This is a genomic window from Sphingomonas sp. 3P27F8, from assembly GCF_005502745.1.
Lineage (GTDB): Bacteria > Pseudomonadota > Alphaproteobacteria > Sphingomonadales > Sphingomonadaceae > Sphingomonas.
Genome location: NZ_SCNL01000004.1, coordinates 107,766 through 129,494, shown reverse-complemented (window position 1 = coordinate 129,494; position 21,729 = coordinate 107,766). Strand labels below are relative to the sequence as shown.

Below are 21,729 nucleotides of genomic sequence, written 5' to 3'. Positions count from 1 at the left end.
AACTGATGCGCATATGCGTGATACATCCGCAACAAAACTATTTGCGTGCGGGATGGATCAGGAGGCCAGCGCGGCCTCCGCCTGTGCAAGCGCGGTCGGATCGTCCACGTCCAGCCACCAGGCGTCCCCGATATCGACCACGCGCGCTCCGCCGCGATGCGCGAGCGCCTCGACTCCAGCGGAGATCGATCCGTTGCCGCCCGCCGCGATGCTATCACGCAGCGCAGCATGGAACCGGCCATCGACGGCGAACACCCCACAATCGAACGCGTCGTAATCGGCAAGATGCTTGCCGATCGCGGCGATCCGGTCCCCGCTTGTGCGGACCCGGGTCACGTCTTCGAGATCGACCAACGGATTGTTCAGGCGGCGATCGATCGCCAGTGTCAGCGGCGCATCCGGCGCAGCAAGCGTGTGTGCCACGATCGCCGGATCGAAAAGATGGTCTGACATCATCAGCAGGTGCCGCTCCGGCCCGATCGCATCCGCGCCCGTGAGCACCGAATGCCCGTTGGCGCGCGACCAGTCAGTCGTCCGGATGCAGACGATGCTCGAATCCAGCCCGCGCAGATAGCTTTCCACGGCGTCAGCCTCATGCCCCGTCACCACCGTGAAGGCGGTAGCGCCGCCGGCACGAGCCGCCGCGATGACACGCGCGATCAGCGGAACACCGGCAACCTCGGTCAGCGGCTTCGAAGGGGACACCGCGCGCAGCCGGCTGCCAAAGCCGGCTGCGACGATGAGTGCCCTCACTCGGCGGCGAGCCGCGCGTCGGCGTGGATGAAGTCGTCGGTCATCTGCGCCGCGATATCGTCGGTATATTGTTCCGGCGGATGCTTGCAGAAGAAGGAGGACGGTCCGGTCAGCGCGCCGGCGATGCCGCGATCGAGCGCGAGCTTGCAGCAGCGGATCGCGTCCACCACCACGGCCGCCGAATTCGGGCTGTCCTCGACCGAAAGGCGCAGTTCAAGGTTCATCGGCACGTCGCCGAACAGATTGCCCTCAAGCCGCAGGAAGCACAGCTTGTTGTCATGCAGCCACGGAATATAGTCCGACGGGCCAACGTGGATATTCTCGTCGGCGAGCCGCTCGGCGAGGACGGCCTGCACCGCCTCCGTCTTCGACTCCTTCTTGCTCGATAGGCGATTGCGGTCGAGCATGTTCATGAAGTCGGTATTGCCGCCGGTGTTGAGTTGGTAAGTGTGATCGATCGTCACCCCGCGGCTGCGGAACAGATTGGACAGCACGCGGTGTACGATCGTCGCGCCGACCTGCGCCTTCACGTCGTCGCCGATGATCGGCAGCCCGGCGTCGGCGAAGCGGGCTTCCCACTCCGGCTTGGACGCAATGAACACGGGCATGCAATTCACGACGGCAAGACCCGCCTCGATCGCGCACTCCATATAGAATTCGGTTGCGGCCTGGCTGCCGACCGGAAGGAAGTTCACGAGGATCTCGGCGCCGGAGTCCTTCAGCGTCTTCACCACGGTAGCGCGATCCGCGTCTGGCGTGCTGTCCACTTCGAAGCCGCGATCGTTGGCGGCAACGAGCATATGCTCTGCGACCCCGTCGAGCTTCGCACCCATCTGCACGACGGTGCCCGTCTTTGGCACGTCGGCGTGGAACACCTTCGTGCAGTTCGGCTTGGCGAAGATCGCCTCGCCCAGATCGATCCCGACCTTGCGCGAATCGACGTCGAACGCGGCGACGAATTCTATATCGCTGACCTTGTAGCCGCCGACATCCTCGTGGATCAGGCCATGGGCCGTGTTGCCGGCACTATAATGATATTTTCCCTGCACCAGGCTGCTTGCGCAATTACCAACCCCGATGATGGCAACCTTGATCGTCGACATTAAACCCCCGCTTTGCCGGCTGCCGCCGGCGGATGACCGATTAATGTCAACGTCGTGACAGATGCGCCACGCCTGTCAAGCGATCCCCGCACCTGTTATCCGGTGGAAAAGGGGACTTCGTCTTGGAATCGAGTGAATTGCCTGCGTTTGTTACAGGAAAGCCGCGCGAACTGCAGGGTTTCCTGAACCGGACTGCCTACCATCCGGCGGCGCGCCGACTCGCGGCGGCGCTCGCGCGCACCCCGATCACGCCCAATATGGTATCGATATTCGGCGCCGCGATGGTTTGCGGGGCGGGTGTGCTGTATGCGCTGATCGCGACCCCGCTGGCGATCGCGATCGGTTTCGCGCTCCACCTGCTCTGGCATGTCGTTGACGGTGCGGATGGCGATCTTGCCCGGATGACGGGCAGGGCCAGCCCGCGGGGCGAGGTGATCGACGGGTTGTGCGATTACGGCGGGCACACGGTGCTTTACCTTTTGCTTGGCTATGCGCTGCAACAGAGCTTCGGCCCGCTGATCTGGCTCGTGGTGGTGGGGGCGGGCGCGTCGCGCATTGTGCAGTCCGTCTTCGCTGAAAGTTCGCGCCGGACATACCAGTGGTGGGTCTATGGCGTGCCGTGGATCCAGCAGAATCGCGCCGTCGCTTCGGTCGGTCTGGGCGGGGCGCTTGCTGGCTTTTACCTGAAGGTATCACGCGCGATCACCGGGCCGACCGAGCGGATCAACATCCTGGTGACCAGCGCTGAAGCCGATCCGGCGGAGCGCCGGCGCATCGCGAGGCTGGCGAATGAATCCGGGCGACGCACATTGCTCCTGCCCGCCTTGCTGGGGGCGAATCCGCGCACAGTCTTGCTGGGGTTGAGCATGATCGCAGGCTCCTCCGTCTGGTTTTTCCTGGTCGAACTCACGATCTTCAATCTGCTGCTGCTGGTCGCAATCATGCGACAACGCGCCAATTGTCAGCGCCTTGCCCGTCTCATCGCGAGCGGCAGGGAGTGATGCGGGGAACCGGGCCACGTCGAGAATGGTTCGTCATCGGAACAGAATTTCAGGGAGAAGATGTGATGCGCGTGATGGTGGTAATGGCCGGAGCACTGGCGCTGGCCGCGTGCAACGATGGCGAAGGCAGAATGCATACTGGTGCGCCTGTCGCGGGCGGGGCTCGCGCGGTGGCGCTGCTCAAATCGGCGACTGGCGCGGATATAGGCCGCGCGACCGCGACGGAGGTGGCGGGCGGCCTGCGCATCACCGTTGATGCGAAAGCACTGGCGCCCGGGAAGCATGGCGCTCACGTCCATACCGCGGGTCGTTGCGACGCGCCCGATTTCGCCAGCGCCGGCGGCCATTGGAACCCGACCAATATGAAGCACGGAGCGATGAACCCTCAGGGCCCGCACGAGGGCGATCTGCCAAATCTGGAGATCGATTCCCGCGGGCGCGGGACGGTCGCGATGATGATTCCTGGCGCGACGATGACCGGCCTTCTCGACACAGACGGCGCCGCGCTGGTCATTCATGCCAGCGCCGACGATCTGATGACCGATCCGGCGGGTAACAGCGGTGCGCGGATCGCGTGCGGGGTGTTCCAGGCCGGGTGAGGGCGCGGCTCAATCAGCTTTCAGGTTGCGGCTTACCTTGACGAGCGTCGGGTCGCCTTCCAGCGGCGCGACGCTAAGTCCCAGTTCGCGCTCCAGACTGACCGCGGCGACATTGTCTCGTGACTCGATCGCCTCCACCCAATGGGCGCCCTGCGCGCGCGCCTGATCCATCGCGAAGCGCATCAATTCCCAGCCGATGCCGTGCGCCTTGTGATCCGTGCGCACCGCGACCGCCACCTCGGCGCGCTCGCCGCCCGGATCGAAGCATAACATCGCGAGCGCGAGCAGGCGGCCGTTACCGGCATCTGTCGCCAGGAATGTGCGGTCACGCCCGTCGTTACGCGTCATCGCCTCGATCAGCGAGCGGCCGACCCGGCTTGACGTGGCCAGAAAGCGGAAACGACGATCTTCGGGGGAAAGCTGATCGAAGAACTGGTCGATGAGAAACTCGTCGCCCGGCTGGGCGAGCCGTATGTCCAGTTCGGTGCCGGCGCGCGTGGTCAGTTTGCTCGTAGGCTGCTGCATGTCTTGACCTTTCGATGCCGGACGACGGATGATGCTGGCCGCACTGAACCTATGCTCCTCGTCCGCCTTTGACCATCGTCAAAGCGCACCCGCGCACGGGCGCGCAGTCTCCGCGTCGATGCCCCTGGGATGTGTTGCGATGACCGAGCTTGCCGATCCGTCAGGCCATGAAGCCATCGAACCGACGCTCGATACGATCGAGGAGGATCATGCCATCCAGCGCGCATTGTGCCGGGATCTGGAGGCGCTGGCCGATGGCCTGCCGAAGCTGCCGCCGCTGCCGGAGGTGCGTCGCCTGTGCGATTGCGTGATGCGGGTGGGAGGCACGCATCTCGTCCGCGCGGAGCTGGTGCTGGAACGGTTGCCAGCCGGTCGGCGGCCGAGCGACCCCGAACTGGAAATGTTGCGCGAGATGCATGCGCTGGATGCAACACACAGCGACGATCTGGTGGCGGCGCTGTGGGAGCATGTCGGGCGGGAGCCAAGTGCCCATGTCGGGCAGCTATCCTATATGCTGCGATGCTTTTTCGATGGTTGTCGCCGCGCGATCGCGCTCAAGGAGAGCTGGATCGCCGCGGCGCGGCGCGCGGACATCAGCCCGGGTTAGCTATAGCTTCCAGCGACCGGCGATTAACGATCGTGCAGTCGCGTTCACCTTTGGCGAATTCGATGATTCCGGCGGTTTTCAATCGTGTGAGGTGACGGCTGACGGTTTCGATGGTCAATCCAAGGAAACCGGCCATTTCGCCCCGGCTTATCGGGATCTGCACCCGTACATGCCCCGTCGGGTCGAGCGATCCGGTGCGCTCCGCCAGTTCCAGCAGGAAGCCGGCTACCCGTTCGCGCGCATCCTTGCGGCCCAGCGCCAGCATCCGCTCCCGCGCTTCATCGAGCGACGCCATCGTTCGTTCGAGCAGCAAGCGTTCCATCCGCGGGTAGGTGTGCAGCGCCTTCTCGAAGCTCGCGCGGGGAAAGGTGCACAGATCGGTGTCGGTCAATGCGGTGACGGTCAGCGATGCCTCGGTGACGAATAGCTGGCCGACGAAATCACCCGGAAAGAGCAGCCCCACGATCTGTTCCCGGCCGTCGGCGGTAGAGGCGGAAACCTTGAGCGCGCCTGACACGACGTTGGCGCAGCCGCTGTTCTGATCACCAGCCCAGGTGATGACCTGACCAGCCCCAACCTCGCGCCGGCGGCCGAAGGTGCTAAGCGTGGCAAGCTCGCAATCGCTCATGCTGGCGCACAATGAGGTGTCGCGCACGAGACAATCGAGGCAGCGTTGTGGAACCTCGGTCACGCGATGCTTTCTCGCACTTTATACGCGGCTTGTCAGCAATAGTTATTACCGCTGCGGTCCGCTGCCCGGCCGGATCCGCGCCCATGCCGTCTCCGGCAGCTTCAGCAGCACGGGCAACACGCACACGGCGACGATCGCGATCATGACGCCCGGCATCACCGGCCAGCCGGTCCGCGTGATCAGCAGGTGCGAGAGATAGGGCGTGAGGCCGCCGAACAGAGCCGTCGCCGTGGTCGCACCGAATGCAAGACCGCTGAGCCGACCCTCACCGGGAAACTGCTCCGCGGTGGTGACCGCGCCGATTGCGCTGACCGCACCGCCGAGGCAGGCGAGGGCGATCGCCCCGGTCAGCGCCATCCAGAAAATGCCCTGCATCATCAACATGAATGTCACGATCGGCAGCAGGATCGCTGCGATGCCAAGCGCGATCAGCACCGGCCTCCGCCCGATCCGGTCGGCGAGCATGCCCGTCGGCGGGGTCACCGCGATCACCGCTACGGCCGCGAGCGTGGACAGCCACAGCGCATTCGCTTCGCTCATCGCGCCCGCGCTGGTGAGGAAACTCGGGACGTATGTGATCCCGACGTAATAAGTGATGGATCCCAGCGCGGAGATCGCGAAGCCGCGCGCGATCGCCACCCGGTGATGCGTAAGGCTCAGTCGCAAGGGCTGCTTCGGCACTCGCTGCTCGGCCTGTTGTCGCAGGAAATCGGGGGACTCCTCGATCGCGGCGCGCGCTATCAACACCAGCCCAGCGAGCGCCGCACCGAACAGGAACGGGATGCGCCAGCCCCAGCTATCCAGACTTGTGCCGTCAAGCATGCCGACCGTCAGTGCCGAAAGGCCCACCGCGAGCAGGCCGCCGATTTCGCTCGCCGCAGAAGCCAGCGAGGTGATGAGCCCCCGGCGCGCGGGAGCCGCGGCCTCGAGCAGATAGGCGACGACGCCGGTATATTCTCCGCCGACCGAGAAGGCCATTATGCAGCGCAGGAGCAGTAATAGCCCGCCCGCCCATGATCCGATCTGCGCGTAAGTGGGGAGCAGTGCCGTCGCGAGCATCGCCAGCGTCATCATCGCCATCGACAGCAGCATCGCCGGTCTGCGCCCGTAGCGATCACCGATATGGCCAAAGGCGATCGCGCCGATCGGCCGCATCAGATAGGCGATGGCAAATCCGGCCAGCGCCTCGCTCAACCCAGCCGAGCCACCACCGAAGAAGGTGCGGGACAGAACGGTCGCGAGATACAGGTAGAGGGTGAAATCATACCATTCGATCACGGTCGAACAGCCGGCGATCACGATCGAACGGGTGGAAAGGCGCGGCGTGACAGCCGGCGCGTGCTCCCCCGGGCCGCGCCCGGATGCGGCGTTTGATGCCCCGTAGGTCAGGGTGCACACGCCTTCAGCCGCAGCGCCGCGTGATCGAAAGCGTCCCAGCAAATCCTGGCCAGGCTGCCGCCGATGCTGCAACGCCGGACGCCAAGTGCGGCGAAACCCGCGATCCGTTCGTCATAGTCGTGAACGAGGACGTTGACCGGCTTCGGCGCGACCGCCGCGACCAGTTCGGCAACCGCGCCATGATCCGCGATCATCGGGACGAACAGACAATCCGCCCCCGCCGCAGCATAAGCGACCGCGCGCGCGATACTGGATGAGGCGGTCATGTCTGGGATGCGGAAATTCTCGTTTCGCCCGATCAGCATCACATCGGGATTGAGCGCGTCGATCGCCGCGCGGGCGGCCGCCAGCCTTTCAACCGCGTGGCCGCGATCATACATCGCGCTTCCGGACCAGTCCTCGATCGATAGTCCGGCTACACCCGTCTCCAGCGCCAGCGTAACATTGGCCGCGAGATCTGCAGGGCTGTCCGCAAAGCCGTTTTCGAAATCGGCATTCACGGGAAGGTCGGTCGCGGAGACCAGCATCCGCAAATGGCGCAGCACCTCGTCGCGCGTAAGTTCGCCGTCGCTTTTGCCCATCGCCCAGGCCGCGCCCGAACTGGTGGAGGCGATCGCCTTGAATCCCAGCGCGGCAAGCCGCACCGCGCTGCCGCGATCCCAGGCATTCGGCAGGATGAAGAAGCCGCGCTCGTGCAGCGTGCGAAACCGGGCCGCGGCGTCGTGAGAATGGCTCATACTATTCCCCCCGCTCCACACCGCGACCAACGCGTAGCTCATTTGCTTACCGTGCTCACGCCGATCGGCAAGTCGGAACGCCGATTTTCGTAATCCAACGGCGTTTTCTTGCCGTGGGTTAAGATAGACGCCGGCTCGGCGCGACTTATTCACCTGCCGTGGCACCGCATGGAACTTCACGCGTGCTCACCCGTACCAATCGGAGCAGATAATCCAGATGATGAGGGCACCGATGTCAGAGCAATCCACACGCCGCACTACCAATGATGCCGGCGCACCGGTGCAGAGCCAGGAACATTCGCTCACGGTCGGACGGGATGGTCCGATCGTTCTCCACGATCATTATCTGCTCGAGCAGATGGCGAACTTCAATCGCGAGCGAATCCCCGAGCGGCAGCCGCACGCCAAGGGCGGCGGAGCATTCGGGCATTTCGAGGTGACGGGAGATGTCGCTCGATACACCAAGGCCCGCGTTTTCCAGCCGGGCGCGAAGGCGGATGTGGCGATGCGCTTCTCCACCGTCGCGGGGGAACGCGGCAGCCCCGATACGTGGCGTGATCCACGTGGGTTTTCGGTCAAGTTCTACACCGAAGAAGGCAATTTCGACATGGTCGGCAACAATACGCCGATCTTCTTCATTCGCGATCCGATCAAGTTCCAGAACTTCATCCGCTCGCAGAAGCGCCGGGCCGACAACGATCTGCGCGATCATGACATGCAGTGGGACTTTTGGACGCTGTCGCCCGAGAGCGCGCATCAGGTCGCCTATCTCATGGGCGATCGCGGCATCCCCAAGACGTGGCGCGAGATGAACGGCTATTCGAGCCACACCTATTCGCTGGTGAACGCGCAGGGCGAGAAATTCTGGGTCAAATTCCATTTCCGCACGGATCAGGGTGATGGCAATGCCTATCTGTCGCAGGCGGAGGCTGACGAGCTGGCGGGCAAGGACGGCGATTTCCATCGTCGGGATCTGTTCAACGCGATCGCGGGGGGGAACCATCCGAGCTGGACGCTATATTGGCAGATCATGCCGTATGAGGATGCCAAGACCTATCGCATCAATCCATTCGATCTCACGAAAATCTGGCCGCATGCCGATTATCCGCTGATCGAGGTCGGCCGGTTGACGCTGACGCGGAACCCGACCGATTTCCATACGGAGATCGAGCAGCTCGCGTTCGAGCCCAACAATATCGTGCCGGGGGTCGGGCTCTCGCCTGACAAGATGCTGTTGGCACGCGGCTTTTCCTACGCCGACGCGCATCGGGCCCGTCTTGGCGTCAATTACAAGCAGATACCCGTGAACCGGCCCGTCGCGCCGGTGAACAATTACTCGAAGGATGGCGCGATGCGGGTCGAGAAGGCGTCCGACCCGGTCTACGCGCCAAACAGCTACGGCGGCCCCGCAGCGCAACACGATCCCTACGAGGCGGGGCTGTGGCACGCTGACGGCGAGATGGTGCGCGAGGCCTATACGTTGCGCGCGGATGACGATGACTGGAGCCAGGCCGGCACATTGGTGCGCGATGTGATGGACGATGCGGCACGGTCGCGGCTGGTGGACAATGTCGTCGGCCATCTGTCTGACGGGGTAAGCGAGAAGATCCTGCAACGGGCATTTGAATATTGGCGGAACATCGATGAGCAAACCGGTAAGCGCATCGAAGCCGGCGTCCGCGAAAAACTGGGCGGTGAATCCAAGGCGCCCGGTTTAGCTTCCGCCGAAGCCGTTCGCGAGGCACAAGCCGCGGAATGACAGGAGCGCGCTCGCGGTCGATCGGGATTTCCTGGCCGGTCGCGGGCGCGTTGGTTTGAAAATCAACATTTGCAAAGCTAAATCCGACAAGCAGGAAGCTTGCGGCAGGGTTGCTCGCCGCTTGCCGAAGGAAGGCAATCGTTGACGGAACGGGAAGATAATAAGGGCCGGTCGGGGCGCAGCATCGCCGACGACGAGCGAATCGCGGGCGAACTGGCCGGGCTGGATCGGCACACCGATCCGTTCGTGGCGGCCGTTCATGCCACGCGAATGCCGATGATCATAACGAACCCGCGTCTGCCGGACAACCCGGTCGTGTTCGTCAACGAATCGTTCGTGCGCCTCACCGGATATCCCAAGGAAGAGATAATCGGCCGCAATTGCCGCTTCCTTCAGGGCCCTGACAGCGACCCGAAAACGATCCGCGCGCTGCACGATGCGGTCGAGCGCATGCAGCCGATCGAAGTCGACATCCGGAATTACCGGAAGGACGGGGAGCCGTTCTGGAACCGTTTGTTGATGGCGCCGGTATTCGATGCCGATCAGCGTCTTGCCTATTTCTTTGCCAGCCAGGTGGACGTGACGATCGAGCGCGAGCGTCTCACCGGGCTGGAGCGCGACAACGCCGCGTTGATGGCGGAACTCACCAGCCGCCTGCGCACCCAGCAGGAGCGCGAGCGGGAACTGGCGCTCGCGCTGAAGGCCGGTGGCTTCGGCACGTGGAGCCTCGAACTCTCGACCGAGGTGCTCACGGCGTCCGAGGAGTGCAAGGCGCTGTTCGGTCGGCCACCGAACGTTCCGTTCAGCTATGACGATCGGATCGCCGCGATCCACCCCGACGATCGTGCGCGCGCGGTCGAAGGCATGGCGAAAGCGGGCGCGCTCCGCGGCGAATATAGCGAAGAATATCGGGTCTTGTGGCCGGACGGGTCTACCCATTGGCTGTCATCGCGCGGGCAGCCGTTCTTTGATGCGGAGGGCAATCCCGTGCGGATTGCTGGCGTGTCGATGGACATTACGACCGCCAAGCGGCGGGAACTCAAGCGGCAGGCACTGTTCCATCTCAACGATGCGTTTCGCAGGCTCGATGATCCTGCCGACATTTCCTTTGCGGCTGCCCAGATACTGGCCGAGACGCTTGGTGTATCCCGCGCCGGTTATGGCCTGGTCGATCGCGCCGCCGAAACCATCACGATCGAGCGGGACTGGAACGCACCGGGGGTCTCGACCATTGCGGGCACGCTGAATTTTCGCGACCACGGCAGCTACATAGAGGAGCTGAAACGCGGCGAAACGGCTATCGTCGAGGATTCCCGGCTCGATCCCCGCACGGCCGAAACCTCGGCGGTGCTTGAGGCAATCAGCGCGCGTTCGTTCATCAACATGCCGCTGACCGAACAGGGCGGCCTGGTGGCGCTGCTGTTCTTGAACCACGCGGAGCCGCGGCAGTGGTCGGACGATGATCTGGATTTCGTGCGCGAAGTCGCAGAGCGCACGCGCGACGCGGTCGAACGGCGGCGGGCGGAGCGTGATCTGGCTGATCTCGCCGCCTCGCTTGAGCGGCAGGTCGCAGAGCGCACCGCCGATCTTGTGACCGCCGAAGAGGCATTGCGTCAGTCCCAGAAGATGGAGGCCGTCGGGCAGTTGACTGGCGGGTTGGCGCACGATTTCAACAACCTGCTCACCGCGATCAGCGGCAGCCTGGAAATGATCCAGTTGCGCTTCACACAGGGTCGCGGCGCAGACGTGGACCGCTATGTCGAGGCGGCAAAGGCAGCCGCCAAGCGCGCCGCCGCCCTCACGCATCGGTTGCTTGCTTTCAGCCGCCGACAGACGCTGGATCCGCGCCCGACCGACCCGAATGCCCTGATTTCGGGGATGGAGGAATTGATCCAGCGCACGGTCGGGCCATCGGTGATCGTTGAGACCTCGCTGGAGGACGGGCTTACTTCCACGCTGGTCGATCCGAGCCAGCTTGAGAATGCGCTGCTTAACCTGTGCATCAACGCCCGCGACGCGATGCCGGATGGCGGGCGGATCATGATCGGCACTCAGGCGCGCCATGTCGATGCGCGCGCCGGCCGCGAGCGGGATATCGAACCGGGCGATTACGTCTGCGTGTCGGTCAGCGACGTGGGCACGGGCATGGCGCCGGAAACCATATCGAGGGCGTTCGAGCCGTTTTTCACCACCAAGCCGATCGGGAGCGGAACGGGACTGGGCCTGTCGATGGTCTATGGCTTCGCCCGGCAATCCGGCGGGCAGGTTCGCATCCACTCGACCCCGGGGTCGGGGACGACGGTCACCATATATCTGCCGGTCGATGGACAGCCGGCGTTCGTGGAGCCGGAAGCCGCCACGCTGTCCACCGTGCCGCGCGCGGCGGGGACTGAAACGGTGCTGGTGGTGGATGACGAGGAATCGATCAGAATGCTCGTCACCGAGACGCTTGCGGGGCTTGGCTACAAAACGCTGGAGGCAGCCGATGGCCCCGCCGCGCTAAAGATGCTGACGCCCGATCGCCATATCGATCTGCTGGTTACGGATGTCGGGTTGCCCGGGATGAACGGCCGGCAGCTTGCCGATGCGGTTCGTGTGAACCGGCCGCGGCTCAAGGTGCTGTTCATCACCGGCTACGCCGAAAATGCCGTCCTCAATCACGGCCATCTCGAGCCGGGCATGCATGTCATCACCAAGCCATTTGCGATGGAGGCATTCGCATCGCGTGTTCGCGCGCTTCTCGGCGCCGCCAATTAGGGTTGAGCGGCGCGCGTGAAGAGGCGTTTGCGCCCGCTACCGCCGGGATCGGGGAAGGCCTCCCGATCCCGGCGGTGGCAGCCTTGCTCAGCGTGGTTTGACGAACCTTAGCGTCATGCGATCGCTTTCGCCGATCGCGGCATAGCGTGCGCGATCCTTGTCCTTTTCGGCGAAGGTGGGGGGCAACGTCCAGACGCCGCCCGGATAGTCATGCGTGTCCTTCGCGTTCGCGTTGATCTGGCTTTCCGCCACCAGCCGGAAGCCCGCTTTCGTGGCATAGGCGATCACGGAAGAGCGCTTCATGTAGCCGCTTTTGCCCTCCTCCACGCCCGCCTGATCCTCGGGGAGGCGATGCTCCTCGATGCCGAGTATCCCGCCAGGTTTCAGCATTGCGAACATCTGGTCGAACGCCGCCTGGGTCTGGTCCGAAGCGCCGAAGCGCCAGTTGTGGATATTGCGAAAGGTAAGCACGACATCGGCCGTGCCGGCAGGCACACGGGCCTGGCCGTCCGCAGCGGGGAAGATCGCGTAGTGCAGGCCGCCGTAGATATCCGGTCTGGCAGTGGCGAGCGCGCGTACCGCGCCTAGCCCGCGTTCGCTCGGTCCGGCGGCATACAGCTTGCCGCTTTTCGCCAGATATGGCGCAAGCACCTCGGTATACCAGCCGCCGCCCGGCCAGATCTCGACAACGGTATCGGTAGGCTTCACCCCGAAGAAGGCGAGCGTCTCGGCGGGGTGGCGATACCGGTCGCGGGCCACGTTCGCAGGGGTGCGGCTGTCCGCCTTCACCGAAGCGACCAGCGCCGCAGACGGCACGGCGTCTTTCGCTGTCACGGCGACAGGTAAAAGCGCGAGGGCGAGTGGCGCGAGGGCAAGGACACGCATCGATCATCTCCCGTATATTTGGCTAAGCGCAACGCATCGTGCTCAGGTCGGAAGATGCGATAGCCGAAAAGGCGCGGTCGCGGTCAAGAAAAGCGAGCCGTGCCAGGTGGCCGTTCCTCAATTCCAGAGCGCCGCATTCGCCGCGCACGCCAGATCGGCAAACACCGGTAATTGACTGTTCGCTAGATGTTTTGGATTGGGCTGGTGGAGCCGAGGGGAATCGAACCCCTGACCTCTGCAGTGCGATTGCAGCGCTCTCCCATCTGAGCTACGGCCCCGCCCGGTGCCCGGCGCAGCCGGGGAGCGACGCCCATAGCTTCCTCTTTTCGGGGATGCAACGCCTCCCGCGAACAGGCACAAAACTTTACCCTGCGACAGGACGCTTTCGTGGTGCGGCAGTTGCCCGGTACATCCCCGTAACGATTGGAACGATAACGGTTTTCGCGGCTTCTTCTGGCTATCGATGCCCGCTCGCACAGACGCATTCGGGCATCGTGACGGCAACGATTTTGGAGAGAAGCGATGGCTTACGAACGCTATCCACGCAGCGGCGATCCGGCTGATTATGGGCGGGATTATGGCTCGGGCCGGGACTATACCTATTCGAGCGGGCGCGATTATCTGGCGGCCGGCAATTACGGGGCCGATCGCGCTCGTCAGGATAGCGGGCGTTACGGCCAGCGGGACTACGGGCGCTCCGGCTACGCGGATCGTACGCGCTATGATCGTACCGATCAGTCGCGGGACTATCATGGCAGCTACTCCTCTGATGGTCGCCGTTTCGAGGACGTAGGTCAGCGGCGCCACTGGGACGACGATGACCGTAATACCGGCCGCTACCGCGATCAGGGCGGACGTTTCGCGCGCAATACGCCGGACTATGATTATGACGAGCGCGGCTTTTTCGCGCGCGCCGGTGACGAAGTTCGCTCGTGGTTCGGCGATGACGAGGCGGAGCGCCGGCGCCAGGCCGACATGTGGAATGATGAACGCTATAGTGATCGTTGGAGCAACGAGCGCGACTCCGATTACGGCAACTGGCGCCGCGGCCAGATCGCCGCGCTCGATCGTGATTACGACGAATATCGGCGCGAGCATCACGCCAAATTCCAGAACGAGTTCGGCGCCTGGCGTGCCGGCCGGCAGACTCAGCGCGACTCGCTGAACCGCGTTGAAGAGCATATGGAAGTGCTCGGCTCGGACGGGTCCCATGTCGGCACGGTGGATAAGGTACGCGGTGATCGTATCCTGTTGACGAAAAGCGATCAGGATGCCGGTGGCCGTCATCACTCGATCCCGTCGAGCTGGATCGAGAAGGTCGATGGCAACGTGACGTTGCGCAAGACGGCCGACGAGGCGAAGAAGCATTGGCGCGACGAAGAGCGCAACCAGGCGTTCTTCGGCGACAATGATCGCAGCACGACCAGCTCGGCCAATGCGACGACGCGCGACAACGCGAACAACGCGACAAGCGGCGGATTCTTCTCCCGCTGACGGTCAGTCGCGCGCTTTCGAGCGGGCAAGCGGGGGGCCGGGCGGCAACGTCCGGCCCCCTTGCATTTATGTGATGCTTCGCCATACCGCATGCTCGAATCGAACCATCAAGGAGTAGAGCGATGCCGCGTGCCTGGAGTTTGAAATCACGCCCCTCGGGTGTCCCTGCCGATGAAAATTTCGCGCTCATCGACGTGCCTTCCGCATCTCTCGGCGCCGGGCAGGTGCGGGTGGCGAACCGGTGGCTTTCGGTCGATCCATATATGCGCGGGCGGATGAATGACGTGAAGAGTTACGTCCCGCCGTTCGTCCTGGGCGAGCCGATGGAGGGTGGCGCGATTGGCGAAGTCGTCGAAAGCAACAGCCCGGATCTGCCGGTCGGTACGCGTGTGCAGCACATGCTCGGCTGGCGCGAGGAGGCGGTGCTGAACGCTGCCGAGGCGCAGAAGCTGCCGGATCTGGGCGTCGACGATCAGGCCTATCTGGGGCAACTCGGCATGCCCGGTATGACGGCGTATTTCGGATTGTTGAGCATCGCGTCCGCGAAGCCGGGCGATGTGGTATTCGTATCTGCGGCAGCGGGCGCGGTGGGCTCGACGGTGGTGCAGATCGCCAAGGCCAAGGGCATGACGGTCATCGGTTCGGCCGGCGGGGCGGAAAAGTGCGCCTGGGTGAAGCAGATCGGCGCGGATCACGTCGTCGATTACAAGGCGGGCTCGGTGACGCGCGGGCTGATGGAGGCTGCGCCGGAAGGGATAGACGTCTATTTCGACAATGTCGGCGGCGAGCATCTGGACGCTGCGCTGCTCGCTGCGCGGATGAATGCGCGCTTTGCGATCTGCGGCATGATCGACATCTACAATGACGGGAAGGCTCAGGAACTGCGTTATCTCGCCAAGGTGATCGGCGCGAGGATCAATATCCGCGGCTTCATCGTCAGCGATTTCTTTACGCGTGTCGATGAATTCTACGGCGATATGGGCGCGTGGCTGAAAGAGGGGAAGCTCAAGCGCCACGAAACGGTGCACGAGGGGCTGGAGACAATGCCGGCGGCGTTCCGCGGGCTGTTCACCGGCGGGAATACCGGCAAGATGCTCGTTCGCGTCTGATGGATCGCGTCGCCAACCCTCAGGCGGCGCGGGACATCCGCTGCGGGTTGGCGACGCTTTCGAACGCAGCCACCACCGCCGGGATCACGTCCGGCGGCAACGTGTGGCCCATGCCGGGTATTTCGACCAAGCGCGCGCCAGGCACGTGGGCCGCGGTATCGCGGCCCCCCTCGACAGGCACGAGCGGATCTTCCGTGCCGTGCACGACGACGGCCGGGGCGGTGATCGCCTTCAGCCGCGCGCGCCGATCGCCGTCTGCGAGGATCGCGGCCATCTGACGCACGAAGCCAGCCGGATGGTGATTGCGCGTCACTTCCTCGCGATAGCGCTCCATCATGAAGGCCTCGTCTTCCTGCAACCGGGCGGCCACCACCTTCGACGCGCGCACGCCATGTGCCACGATCGCCTCCACGTCAGCGCTGCGCGGGCGACGCAACAGGATGCCCATCGCCTGAAGCGACGCGCCCGGGAGGGCAGGGTTGCCCGTGGTGGACATGATCGACGTGAGCGACAGCGTGCGTTCCGGCCAGTGCGCGGCGAAAAGCTGGGCGATCATGCCGCCCATCGATGCGCCGACGATATGCGCCCGCTCGATGCCGAGCGCGTCGAGCAGCCCGACCGCGTCGGCGGCCATGTCGGTGAGCGAATATGGCGCGCGAACCGGGCGACGCAAAATGTGTGAAACCGCCATCAGCGCGAAGCTTGGCGTGCCCATCGCATCGAACTTGGTGGAAAGCCCGACATCGCGATTGTCGTACCGGATCACGCGATAGCCGCGCGCCACCAGCGCCTCGACCAGGTTCATCGGCCAGCGTACGAGCTGCGCGCCCAGCCCCATGATCATCAGCACCGCCGGGGCGTCCGGCGCGCCGAATTCATCATATTCGATCTCAATGCCGTTGGCGGCAACCCGTGCCATCGCGCCCGCGCCTCCTTCAAACCGGGGACCATGCCCCGTCTGTCACGAAATCGCAACATAAAGGCTCAGGCGGTATGGATGGTTCCGTCAAGCACCGTCACCGGCCAGGGCGTGAGGCTCGTGCCGGGGCAGGGGCCGCCACGGCATTTGCCGCTTGCGATGTCGAAAACCGCGCCGTGCCAGCCGCAGGCGATTATTCCGCCCGCGACATAATCGTCAAGCTTCTGGGCGAGCGGCAGGCCCATATGCGGGCAGCGATCGACATAGCCGAACGCGCCTGCCCCGCGCCGCACGACGAAGCCGTGGAAACGCCCTGCGCGCATCTCGATCACGAAGCCACGCGCCGCGCCGTCGGCGATCTGCTCCAGCGGGCCGAGAGCGATGCCGGGCGGGGTGGCGGTCAGGCGTTCGGTCAGGGCAGGGTCGCCTTGGGGAAATCGGCCCAGCACGCATCGTAATCGGGCTGGGCATGCGCCAGCGCGAAGCGGGTGGGGCGATAGGGCCAGCAGCTTTCGAGCATGAACGCCATCGTGCCGCCGATCCGGTGCGGCTGCAACGCAGTGTTCGAGGCCGCGTCCCACGTCGCCTTGTCCGGCCCGTGGCCGGAAAGCAGATTGTGGAGCGAAAGCCCGCCGGGGCGAAACCCTTCCGCCTTCGCATCATAGGCGCCGGTGATGAGCCCCATCGCCTCCGACATCACGTTGCGGTGGAACCACGGCGGCCGGAATGTATCCTCGGCCACCATCCAGCGCGGCGGGAAGATCACGAAATCGGCGTTGGCGCGCCCAGCCACATCGCTGGGCGAGGTAAGCACCGTGAAGATCGAGGGATCCGGATGATCGAAGCTGACGGTGTTGATCGTATTGAACCGCGCAAGATCATAGCGATACGGGGCTAGATTGCCGTGCCATGCCACCACGTCCAACGGTGAGTGGCTGAGTTCGGCATGCCACAAATGGCCGAGATATTTCTGGATCACCTCGATGCGCTCGTCGCGATCCTCGAACCACGCCACCGGCGTTTCGAAATCGCGCGGATTGGCGAGACCGTTGGCGCCGATCGGGCCGAGATCGGGCAGGCGAAACATGCTGCCGTAATTCTCGCAGACATAGCCGCGCGCCGCGCCGTCCGGCAGGAGCGCACGGAAACGCACGCCGCGCGGAACCAGCGCGATCTGCCCCGGCGCGATCGCGATGCGGCCCATTTCTGTCAGCAGCTCAAGCCGCCCTTCCTGGGGCACGAACAGCAATTCCCCGTCGGCATTCACGAACACGCGGTCGATCATGTCCCGATCGGCGGCGTAGAGATGGAGCGCGACGCCTTCCAGATGCGCCGGATCGCCGTTGGCGAGCATCGTCGTCATGCCGTCGATCAGATCGGCGCCGGCGGGGAACCCGGCAACCGGATCCCAGCGTAGCCGGTTCGGTGCCAGCGGCTCCGGCGGCGTCGCGGGCGAAAAGCGCGGCGCGCCGTCATAGGCGGTGAACGCGGGATGCTCGGCGGAGGGACGCAGCCGATAAAGCCAGGAGCGGCGGTTCTCATGGCGCGGGGCGGTGAAGGCAGTGCCGGAAAGCTGCTCGGCATACAGGCCGAAAGGCGGCTTCTGCGGCGAATTGCGGCCGATCGGAAGCGCGCCGGCCACCGCCTCGGTCGCGATATGATTGCCGAAGCCGGGTGTGTAGGCGGCGGCGGCCGCCTGCGCGTCGATGCGGGAATGGTCGTTCATCCTGTGCCTCTCTAGTTCACAGCCAGGCGGTCGATGGCCGCGCAATCGCGCCGCATAGCGCGCAAGCCTACACCTCCGTCACCGGTCAGGCATCGACCTTGATGACGCCACGCCGGATCTGATCCAGTTCGATGCTCTCGAACAGCGCCTGGAAATTGCCGTTGCCGAAGCCCTCATTGCCTTTGCGCTGGATGATCTCGAAGAAGATCGGGCCAAACATGTTCTCGGTAAAGATTTGCAGCAGGATACCCTCGTCATTTTCGACCGAGCCGTCGATCAGGATGCGGTTCCTGCGCAGCCGCTCCAGATCCTCGCCGTGGCCCGGAACGCGCTTGTCGACCAGCTCGTAATAGGTTTCGATCGTGTCCTGCAGCTTCACGCCACGCGCGCGCAGGCGCTCCACCGTGTCGTAAATGTCCGGCGTGGTGAGCGCGAGATGCTGGATGCCTTCGCCCTGATATTCGCGGATGAATTCCTCGATCTGCGAATTGTCGTCCTGGCTTTCGTTGAGCGGGATGCGGATCGCCTTGTCGGGCGCGATCATCGCCTGGCTGAACAGGCCGGTGGCCTTGCCCTTGATGTCGAAATACTTCTGCTCCTCGAAGCCGAAGAGCGTGCGGTAGAATTCCGACCACACCCGCATCTGCCCGCGCCGCACATTGTGGGTAAGGTGGTCGAGGAGATCCAGCCCGACGTTGTTCTTCGCCTCCGCCTCGCGCCAGCCGGGCATTTCCGCCCAGTCGGCATAAAGGTCGATGCCGTCCGCGATGAAATAGAGGTAGCTGCCGCCGATACCCTGGATCACCGTGTCGTCTTCGTCGGTGGGCTTCGCGCCATGCTCCAGCGCCCATTTCATCGCCGCCACCGGGTCGGCGACGCGGAACGCCATCGCGCTTGCCGACGGCCCGTGCTCGCCCCGGAAAGAGGCGACGCGCCCCGCCTCGTCGCGGTTGAGCATCAGGTTGATGCGGCCTTGCTTGTAGCGGGTGATGTTCTTGGTCGGATGGCGATGCGTCGCCGTGAAACCAAGCTGCTCGAACTGCCTGCCCATCCCTTCCGGATCGGGCGAGGTGAACTCGACGAATTCAAACCCGTTCAGGCCAAGCGGATTGTCGGCGGTCATGGCGATTCTTTCCGTGATATGGTATCAATTGAAACCAATATCGCGTGTTGAGCCTGTGGTGTCAAATGCTACGCTATCCACGATGACCAAGCGCCTGCAACTCGATCGGTTCCTGCCGTATCGCCTGTCGATCACCTCCAATCTGGTGAGTGACCGGATCGCCCGAGCGTATGAGTCGATGTTCGGGCTGACCATCCCGGAATGGCGGCTGGTTGCGGTGATCGCGGAGGGTGATGGGATCAATCAGGCGGACATCGGCGAGCGGACCCGCATGGACAAGGTGACCGTCAGCCGCGCCGCGATCGCGCTGGTGGAGCGCGGGCTGCTGCAACGCGCCCCCAATACCGCCGACAAGCGCTCGCATCTGCTGTCGCTCACCGATTCGGGCCGGGAACTATACGCGCTGATCGCGCCCAAGGCGCTGGAGCTGGAACGGCGCATCTTCGCGAGCTTTGATCCGGCGGAGCTTGAGGGTTTCATGGCAATGCTGCGGCGGATCGACGCGGCGGTCCTGGAAACCGTCTGATGTCGCAGGCTCCGCTTGTCGCGGGGATCGAACTTGGCGGCACGAAGTGCGTCGCGATCCTGGCGCGCGGGCCCGACGAGATATTGGAGCGCGTTCGCGTGCCCACCACGCGACCGGAAGAAACGCTGCCCGCGCTGGAAGCGGCGATCGACGGATGGCGCGATTTCGCCGCGCTCGGGATCGCCAGCTTCGGGCCGATCTCGATCGATCGGCGCTCGCCGGATTTCGGCAGCATCACGATCACCACCAAGCCGCACTGGTCGCACACTGACATCGCGAAGCGGTTGGGCGCGCGCTATGGCGTGCCGGTGGGCTTCCACACCGATGTGGCCGGCGCGGCGCTTGGCGAGGCGCGCTGGGGCGCGGCGCGAGGGCTGGGCGATCTGGCCTATGTGACGGTGGGGACGGGGATCGGCGTCGGGCTGGTGGCCGGCGGGCGACCTGTGGACGGGATGACCCACGGCGAACTGGGCCATGTGCGCCCGGTTCGCCTCGCGGGTGATGACTGGCCCGGATCATGCCCGTTCCATGGCGCCTGTGCGGAGGGGCTTGCCTCCGGCACCGCGATCGGTGCGCGGACGGGTGTGGAGGGGCAGAGCCTGTCGCCCGATCATCCCGTGTGGGAATCGGTGACGCATGCGCTGGCACAATTGCTCCATACGCTGGTGATGACGGGGGTGCCGCGCCGCATCGTGATGGGTGGCGGCGTGATGGTGGGCAACCCGTTCCTGCTGCCGGTGATCCGGGCGGGCCTGCGGCGCTCCCTGGGCGGCTATGTCGCGCTGCCCGAGGTGGAGGAGATCGAGACGTTCGTCGTGGGCGCCGGGCTTGGCGCGGATGCCGGGCCGCTGGGCGCGATCGTGCTCGGCGAACTGGCGCTGGAGCAGGCGGACTGCTGAGGCTCAGCCGAGCGGCAACGCCGGCTGCGCCCCTTCATGTGCGTCCAAAATCCCTGAAAGCGTCAGCCCGAGCAGGCGTATGCCGCCGGCGACGGGAAATTCGCGCGCGAGCAGCGTCTGGCCGATGGCGACCAATTGTGCCCGATCCGTCACTGGATCGGCGAGCGATCGCGAGCGGGTGAAAGTGCGGAAATCGGCACGGCGGAATTTCAGCGTCACGGTCCGCCCGCGCTCGCCGCTGCGCGCGATCCGCTCCCACGCCGCCTCCGCGACGCGATCGAGCGCCGCGATGGTTTCGGCGGCATCGGTCAGGTTGCGATCGAAGGTGCGCTCCGCCCCGATCGATTTGGTGGGGCGGTCCGCGCGCACCGGGCGCTCGTCGATCCCGCGCGCCGCATTGTAAAGATAATCGGCGTAGCTGCCGAAATGCGCGCGCAGGAACTCGCGGCTTTGCCCGCGCAGATCCTCTCCGGTCTCGATCCCGAGCGCCGCCATGCGCCGCGCCGTCACCGGCCCGACGCCGTGGAAGCGTGAAACCGGCAGCGTCGCCACGAACGTCGCGCCTTTCGCCGGCGGGATCACGCACAGGCCGTCGGGCTTGTTCTGGTCCGAGGCGAGCTTGGCGATGAACTTGTTGTAGCTGACGCCGGCGGACGCGGTCAGCCCGGTGTCGGCGCGGATCCGGCCGCGTATCTGCTCGGCGATCGCGCGCGCGGAGCCGAGCTGGCGGGTGTCCTCGGTAACGTCGAGATAGGCTTCGTCGAGCGAGAGCGGTTCGATCAGCGCGGTATAATCCGCGAAGATCGCGCGGATCTGCTGGCTGATCGCGCGATAGACGTCGAAGCGCGGGCGTACGAAAACCAGATCGGGGCAGCGCCGCAGCGCGGTTGCGGAGGGGAGCGCGCTGCGGACACCGAAAGCGCGCGCCTCATAGCTTGCCGCCGCGACCACCCCGCGCGCCTGCGCGCTGCCCACCGCGACCGGGCGGCCGCGCAGCGCGGGATCGTCGCGCTGCTCGACCGACGCGTAGAAGGCGTCCATGTCGACATGGATGATCTTGCGCGGGGAAGCGGCGTCCGACACGCCGTGCCTGATGCCACAATATCCGCTTGAGGAAC

General features: G+C 64.7%; 21 protein-coding genes and 1 tRNA gene. 9 read left to right on the top strand and 13 right to left on the bottom strand.

The window, feature by feature from the left end; genetic code table 11:
- Positions 1-57: 57 nt before the first annotated feature.
- Both FFS35_RS06705 and FFS35_RS06700 read right to left on the bottom strand, forming a co-directional pair.
- The gene (locus FFS35_RS06705; RefSeq protein ID WP_137786359.1) at positions 58-753 is read right to left on the bottom strand and encodes an NTP transferase domain-containing protein; all 696 of its coding nucleotides are present in this window, start codon (positions 751-753) and stop codon (positions 58-60) included.
- Positions 750-1,856, bottom strand: a complete 1,107-nt coding sequence (locus tag FFS35_RS06700; protein ID WP_137786358.1) for an inositol-3-phosphate synthase — start codon at positions 1,854-1,856, stop codon at positions 750-752. Before FFS35_RS06700 ends, FFS35_RS06705 begins: the two co-directional genes overlap by 4 nt.
- Before the next feature lie 122 nt (positions 1,857-1,978).
- Between FFS35_RS06700 and FFS35_RS06695 the strand changes: the two genes are divergently transcribed.
- The gene (locus FFS35_RS06695) at positions 1,979-2,857 is read left to right on the top strand and encodes a CDP-alcohol phosphatidyltransferase family protein (RefSeq protein ID WP_137786357.1); all 879 of its coding nucleotides are present in this window, start codon (positions 1,979-1,981) and stop codon (positions 2,855-2,857) included.
- Positions 2,858-2,922: 65 nt separating this feature from the next.
- Positions 2,923-3,456: a superoxide dismutase family protein gene (locus FFS35_RS06690; RefSeq protein WP_137786356.1), complete on the top strand. Its 534-nt coding sequence runs from the start codon at positions 2,923-2,925 to the stop codon at positions 3,454-3,456.
- A 9-nt stretch (positions 3,457-3,465) separates the two neighbouring features.
- On the opposite strand, the gene FFS35_RS06685 is transcribed toward FFS35_RS06690, so the two are convergent.
- Positions 3,466-3,981, bottom strand: a complete 516-nt coding sequence (locus FFS35_RS06685) for a GNAT family N-acetyltransferase (protein WP_137786355.1) — start codon at positions 3,979-3,981, stop codon at positions 3,466-3,468.
- Between the two features lie 139 nt (positions 3,982-4,120).
- Between FFS35_RS06685 and FFS35_RS06680 the strand changes: the two genes are divergently transcribed.
- Positions 4,121-4,588, top strand: coding sequence for a hypothetical protein (locus FFS35_RS06680; RefSeq protein ID WP_137786354.1), 468 nt, complete (start codon positions 4,121-4,123; stop codon positions 4,586-4,588).
- Here FFS35_RS06680 and FFS35_RS06675 read toward each other — a convergent pair.
- From FFS35_RS06675 to FFS35_RS06665, 3 genes are all read right to left on the bottom strand, one after another.
- The gene (locus FFS35_RS06675; RefSeq protein WP_249341497.1) at positions 4,575-5,279 is read right to left on the bottom strand and encodes a Crp/Fnr family transcriptional regulator; all 705 of its coding nucleotides are present in this window, start codon (positions 5,277-5,279) and stop codon (positions 4,575-4,577) included. The two genes, FFS35_RS06680 and FFS35_RS06675, sit on opposite strands and share 14 nt — an antisense overlap.
- A gap of 45 nt (positions 5,280-5,324) precedes the next feature.
- Positions 5,325-6,581 (bottom strand): MFS transporter, encoded by a 1,257-nt coding sequence (locus FFS35_RS06670; RefSeq protein ID WP_212742181.1) that lies wholly within the window; start codon positions 6,579-6,581, stop codon positions 5,325-5,327.
- An 83-nt stretch (positions 6,582-6,664) separates the two neighbouring features.
- A complete protein-coding gene (locus tag FFS35_RS06665; RefSeq protein ID WP_137786353.1) occupies positions 6,665-7,414 on the bottom strand; it encodes an isocitrate lyase/phosphoenolpyruvate mutase family protein in 750 nt (249 codons plus the stop codon).
- Between the two features lie 232 nt (positions 7,415-7,646).
- Here FFS35_RS06665 and FFS35_RS06660 point away from each other — a divergent pair, with 232 nt between their 5' ends.
- Both FFS35_RS06660 and FFS35_RS06655 read left to right on the top strand, forming a co-directional pair.
- Complete coding sequence (locus FFS35_RS06660) at positions 7,647-9,173, top strand: catalase (RefSeq protein ID WP_137786352.1); 1,527 nt, start codon at positions 7,647-7,649, stop codon at positions 9,171-9,173.
- A gap of 141 nt (positions 9,174-9,314) precedes the next feature.
- A complete protein-coding gene (locus FFS35_RS06655) occupies positions 9,315-11,930 on the top strand; it encodes a PAS domain-containing protein (RefSeq protein WP_249341495.1) in 2,616 nt (871 codons plus the stop codon).
- Positions 11,931-12,017: 87 nt separating this feature from the next.
- On the opposite strand, the gene FFS35_RS06650 is transcribed toward FFS35_RS06655, so the two are convergent.
- Both FFS35_RS06650 and FFS35_RS06645 read right to left on the bottom strand, forming a co-directional pair.
- A complete protein-coding gene (locus FFS35_RS06650) occupies positions 12,018-12,815 on the bottom strand; it encodes a methyltransferase domain-containing protein (RefSeq protein ID WP_137786351.1) in 798 nt (265 codons plus the stop codon).
- A 202-nt stretch (positions 12,816-13,017) separates the two neighbouring features.
- Positions 13,018-13,093, bottom strand: a tRNA-Ala gene (locus FFS35_RS06645).
- Positions 13,094-13,337: 244 nt separating this feature from the next.
- Here FFS35_RS06645 and FFS35_RS06640 point away from each other — a divergent pair.
- Positions 13,338-14,309, top strand: a complete 972-nt coding sequence (locus FFS35_RS06640) for a DUF2171 domain-containing protein (RefSeq protein WP_137786350.1) — start codon at positions 13,338-13,340, stop codon at positions 14,307-14,309.
- A gap of 122 nt (positions 14,310-14,431) precedes the next feature.
- Positions 14,432-15,418, top strand: a complete 987-nt coding sequence (locus FFS35_RS06635) for an NADP-dependent oxidoreductase (RefSeq protein WP_137786349.1) — start codon at positions 14,432-14,434, stop codon at positions 15,416-15,418.
- Positions 15,419-15,437: 19 nt separating this feature from the next.
- On the opposite strand, the gene FFS35_RS06630 is transcribed toward FFS35_RS06635, so the two are convergent.
- The 4 genes from FFS35_RS06630 to hppD all read right to left on the bottom strand — a co-directional run bounded on the left by FFS35_RS06630 (position 15,438) and on the right by hppD (position 19,186).
- Entirely contained in the window at positions 15,438-16,337 is a 900-nt protein-coding gene (locus FFS35_RS06630) for an alpha/beta hydrolase (protein ID WP_137786348.1), read from the bottom strand.
- Positions 16,338-16,402: 65 nt separating this feature from the next.
- Positions 16,403-16,753 (bottom strand): Rieske (2Fe-2S) protein, encoded by a 351-nt coding sequence (locus FFS35_RS06625; RefSeq protein ID WP_137786487.1) that lies wholly within the window; start codon positions 16,751-16,753, stop codon positions 16,403-16,405.
- Entirely contained in the window at positions 16,750-18,063 is a 1,314-nt protein-coding gene (gene hmgA / locus FFS35_RS06620) for a homogentisate 1,2-dioxygenase (protein WP_137786347.1), read from the bottom strand. The genes FFS35_RS06625 and hmgA overlap by 4 nt, the downstream gene beginning before the upstream one ends.
- Before the next feature lie 85 nt (positions 18,064-18,148).
- Positions 18,149-19,186 carry a 4-hydroxyphenylpyruvate dioxygenase gene (gene hppD / locus FFS35_RS06615; protein ID WP_137786346.1) on the bottom strand — a complete coding sequence of 346 codons (1,038 nt, stop codon included), beginning with the start codon at positions 19,184-19,186 and terminating at the stop codon, positions 18,149-18,151.
- An 82-nt stretch (positions 19,187-19,268) separates the two neighbouring features.
- Here hppD and FFS35_RS06610 point away from each other — a divergent pair, with 82 nt between their 5' ends.
- A complete protein-coding gene (locus tag FFS35_RS06610; RefSeq protein ID WP_137786345.1) occupies positions 19,269-19,712 on the top strand; it encodes a MarR family transcriptional regulator in 444 nt (147 codons plus the stop codon).
- Complete coding sequence (locus FFS35_RS06605) at positions 19,712-20,611, top strand: ROK family protein (RefSeq protein WP_137786344.1); 900 nt, start codon at positions 19,712-19,714, stop codon at positions 20,609-20,611. The genes FFS35_RS06610 and FFS35_RS06605 overlap by 1 nt, the downstream gene beginning before the upstream one ends.
- A 3-nt stretch (positions 20,612-20,614) precedes the next feature.
- On the opposite strand, the gene dinB is transcribed toward FFS35_RS06605, so the two are convergent.
- Positions 20,615-21,694 (bottom strand): DNA polymerase IV, encoded by a 1,080-nt coding sequence (gene dinB / locus FFS35_RS06600; RefSeq protein ID WP_137786343.1) that lies wholly within the window; start codon positions 21,692-21,694, stop codon positions 20,615-20,617.
- Positions 21,695-21,729 lie beyond the last annotated feature (35 nt).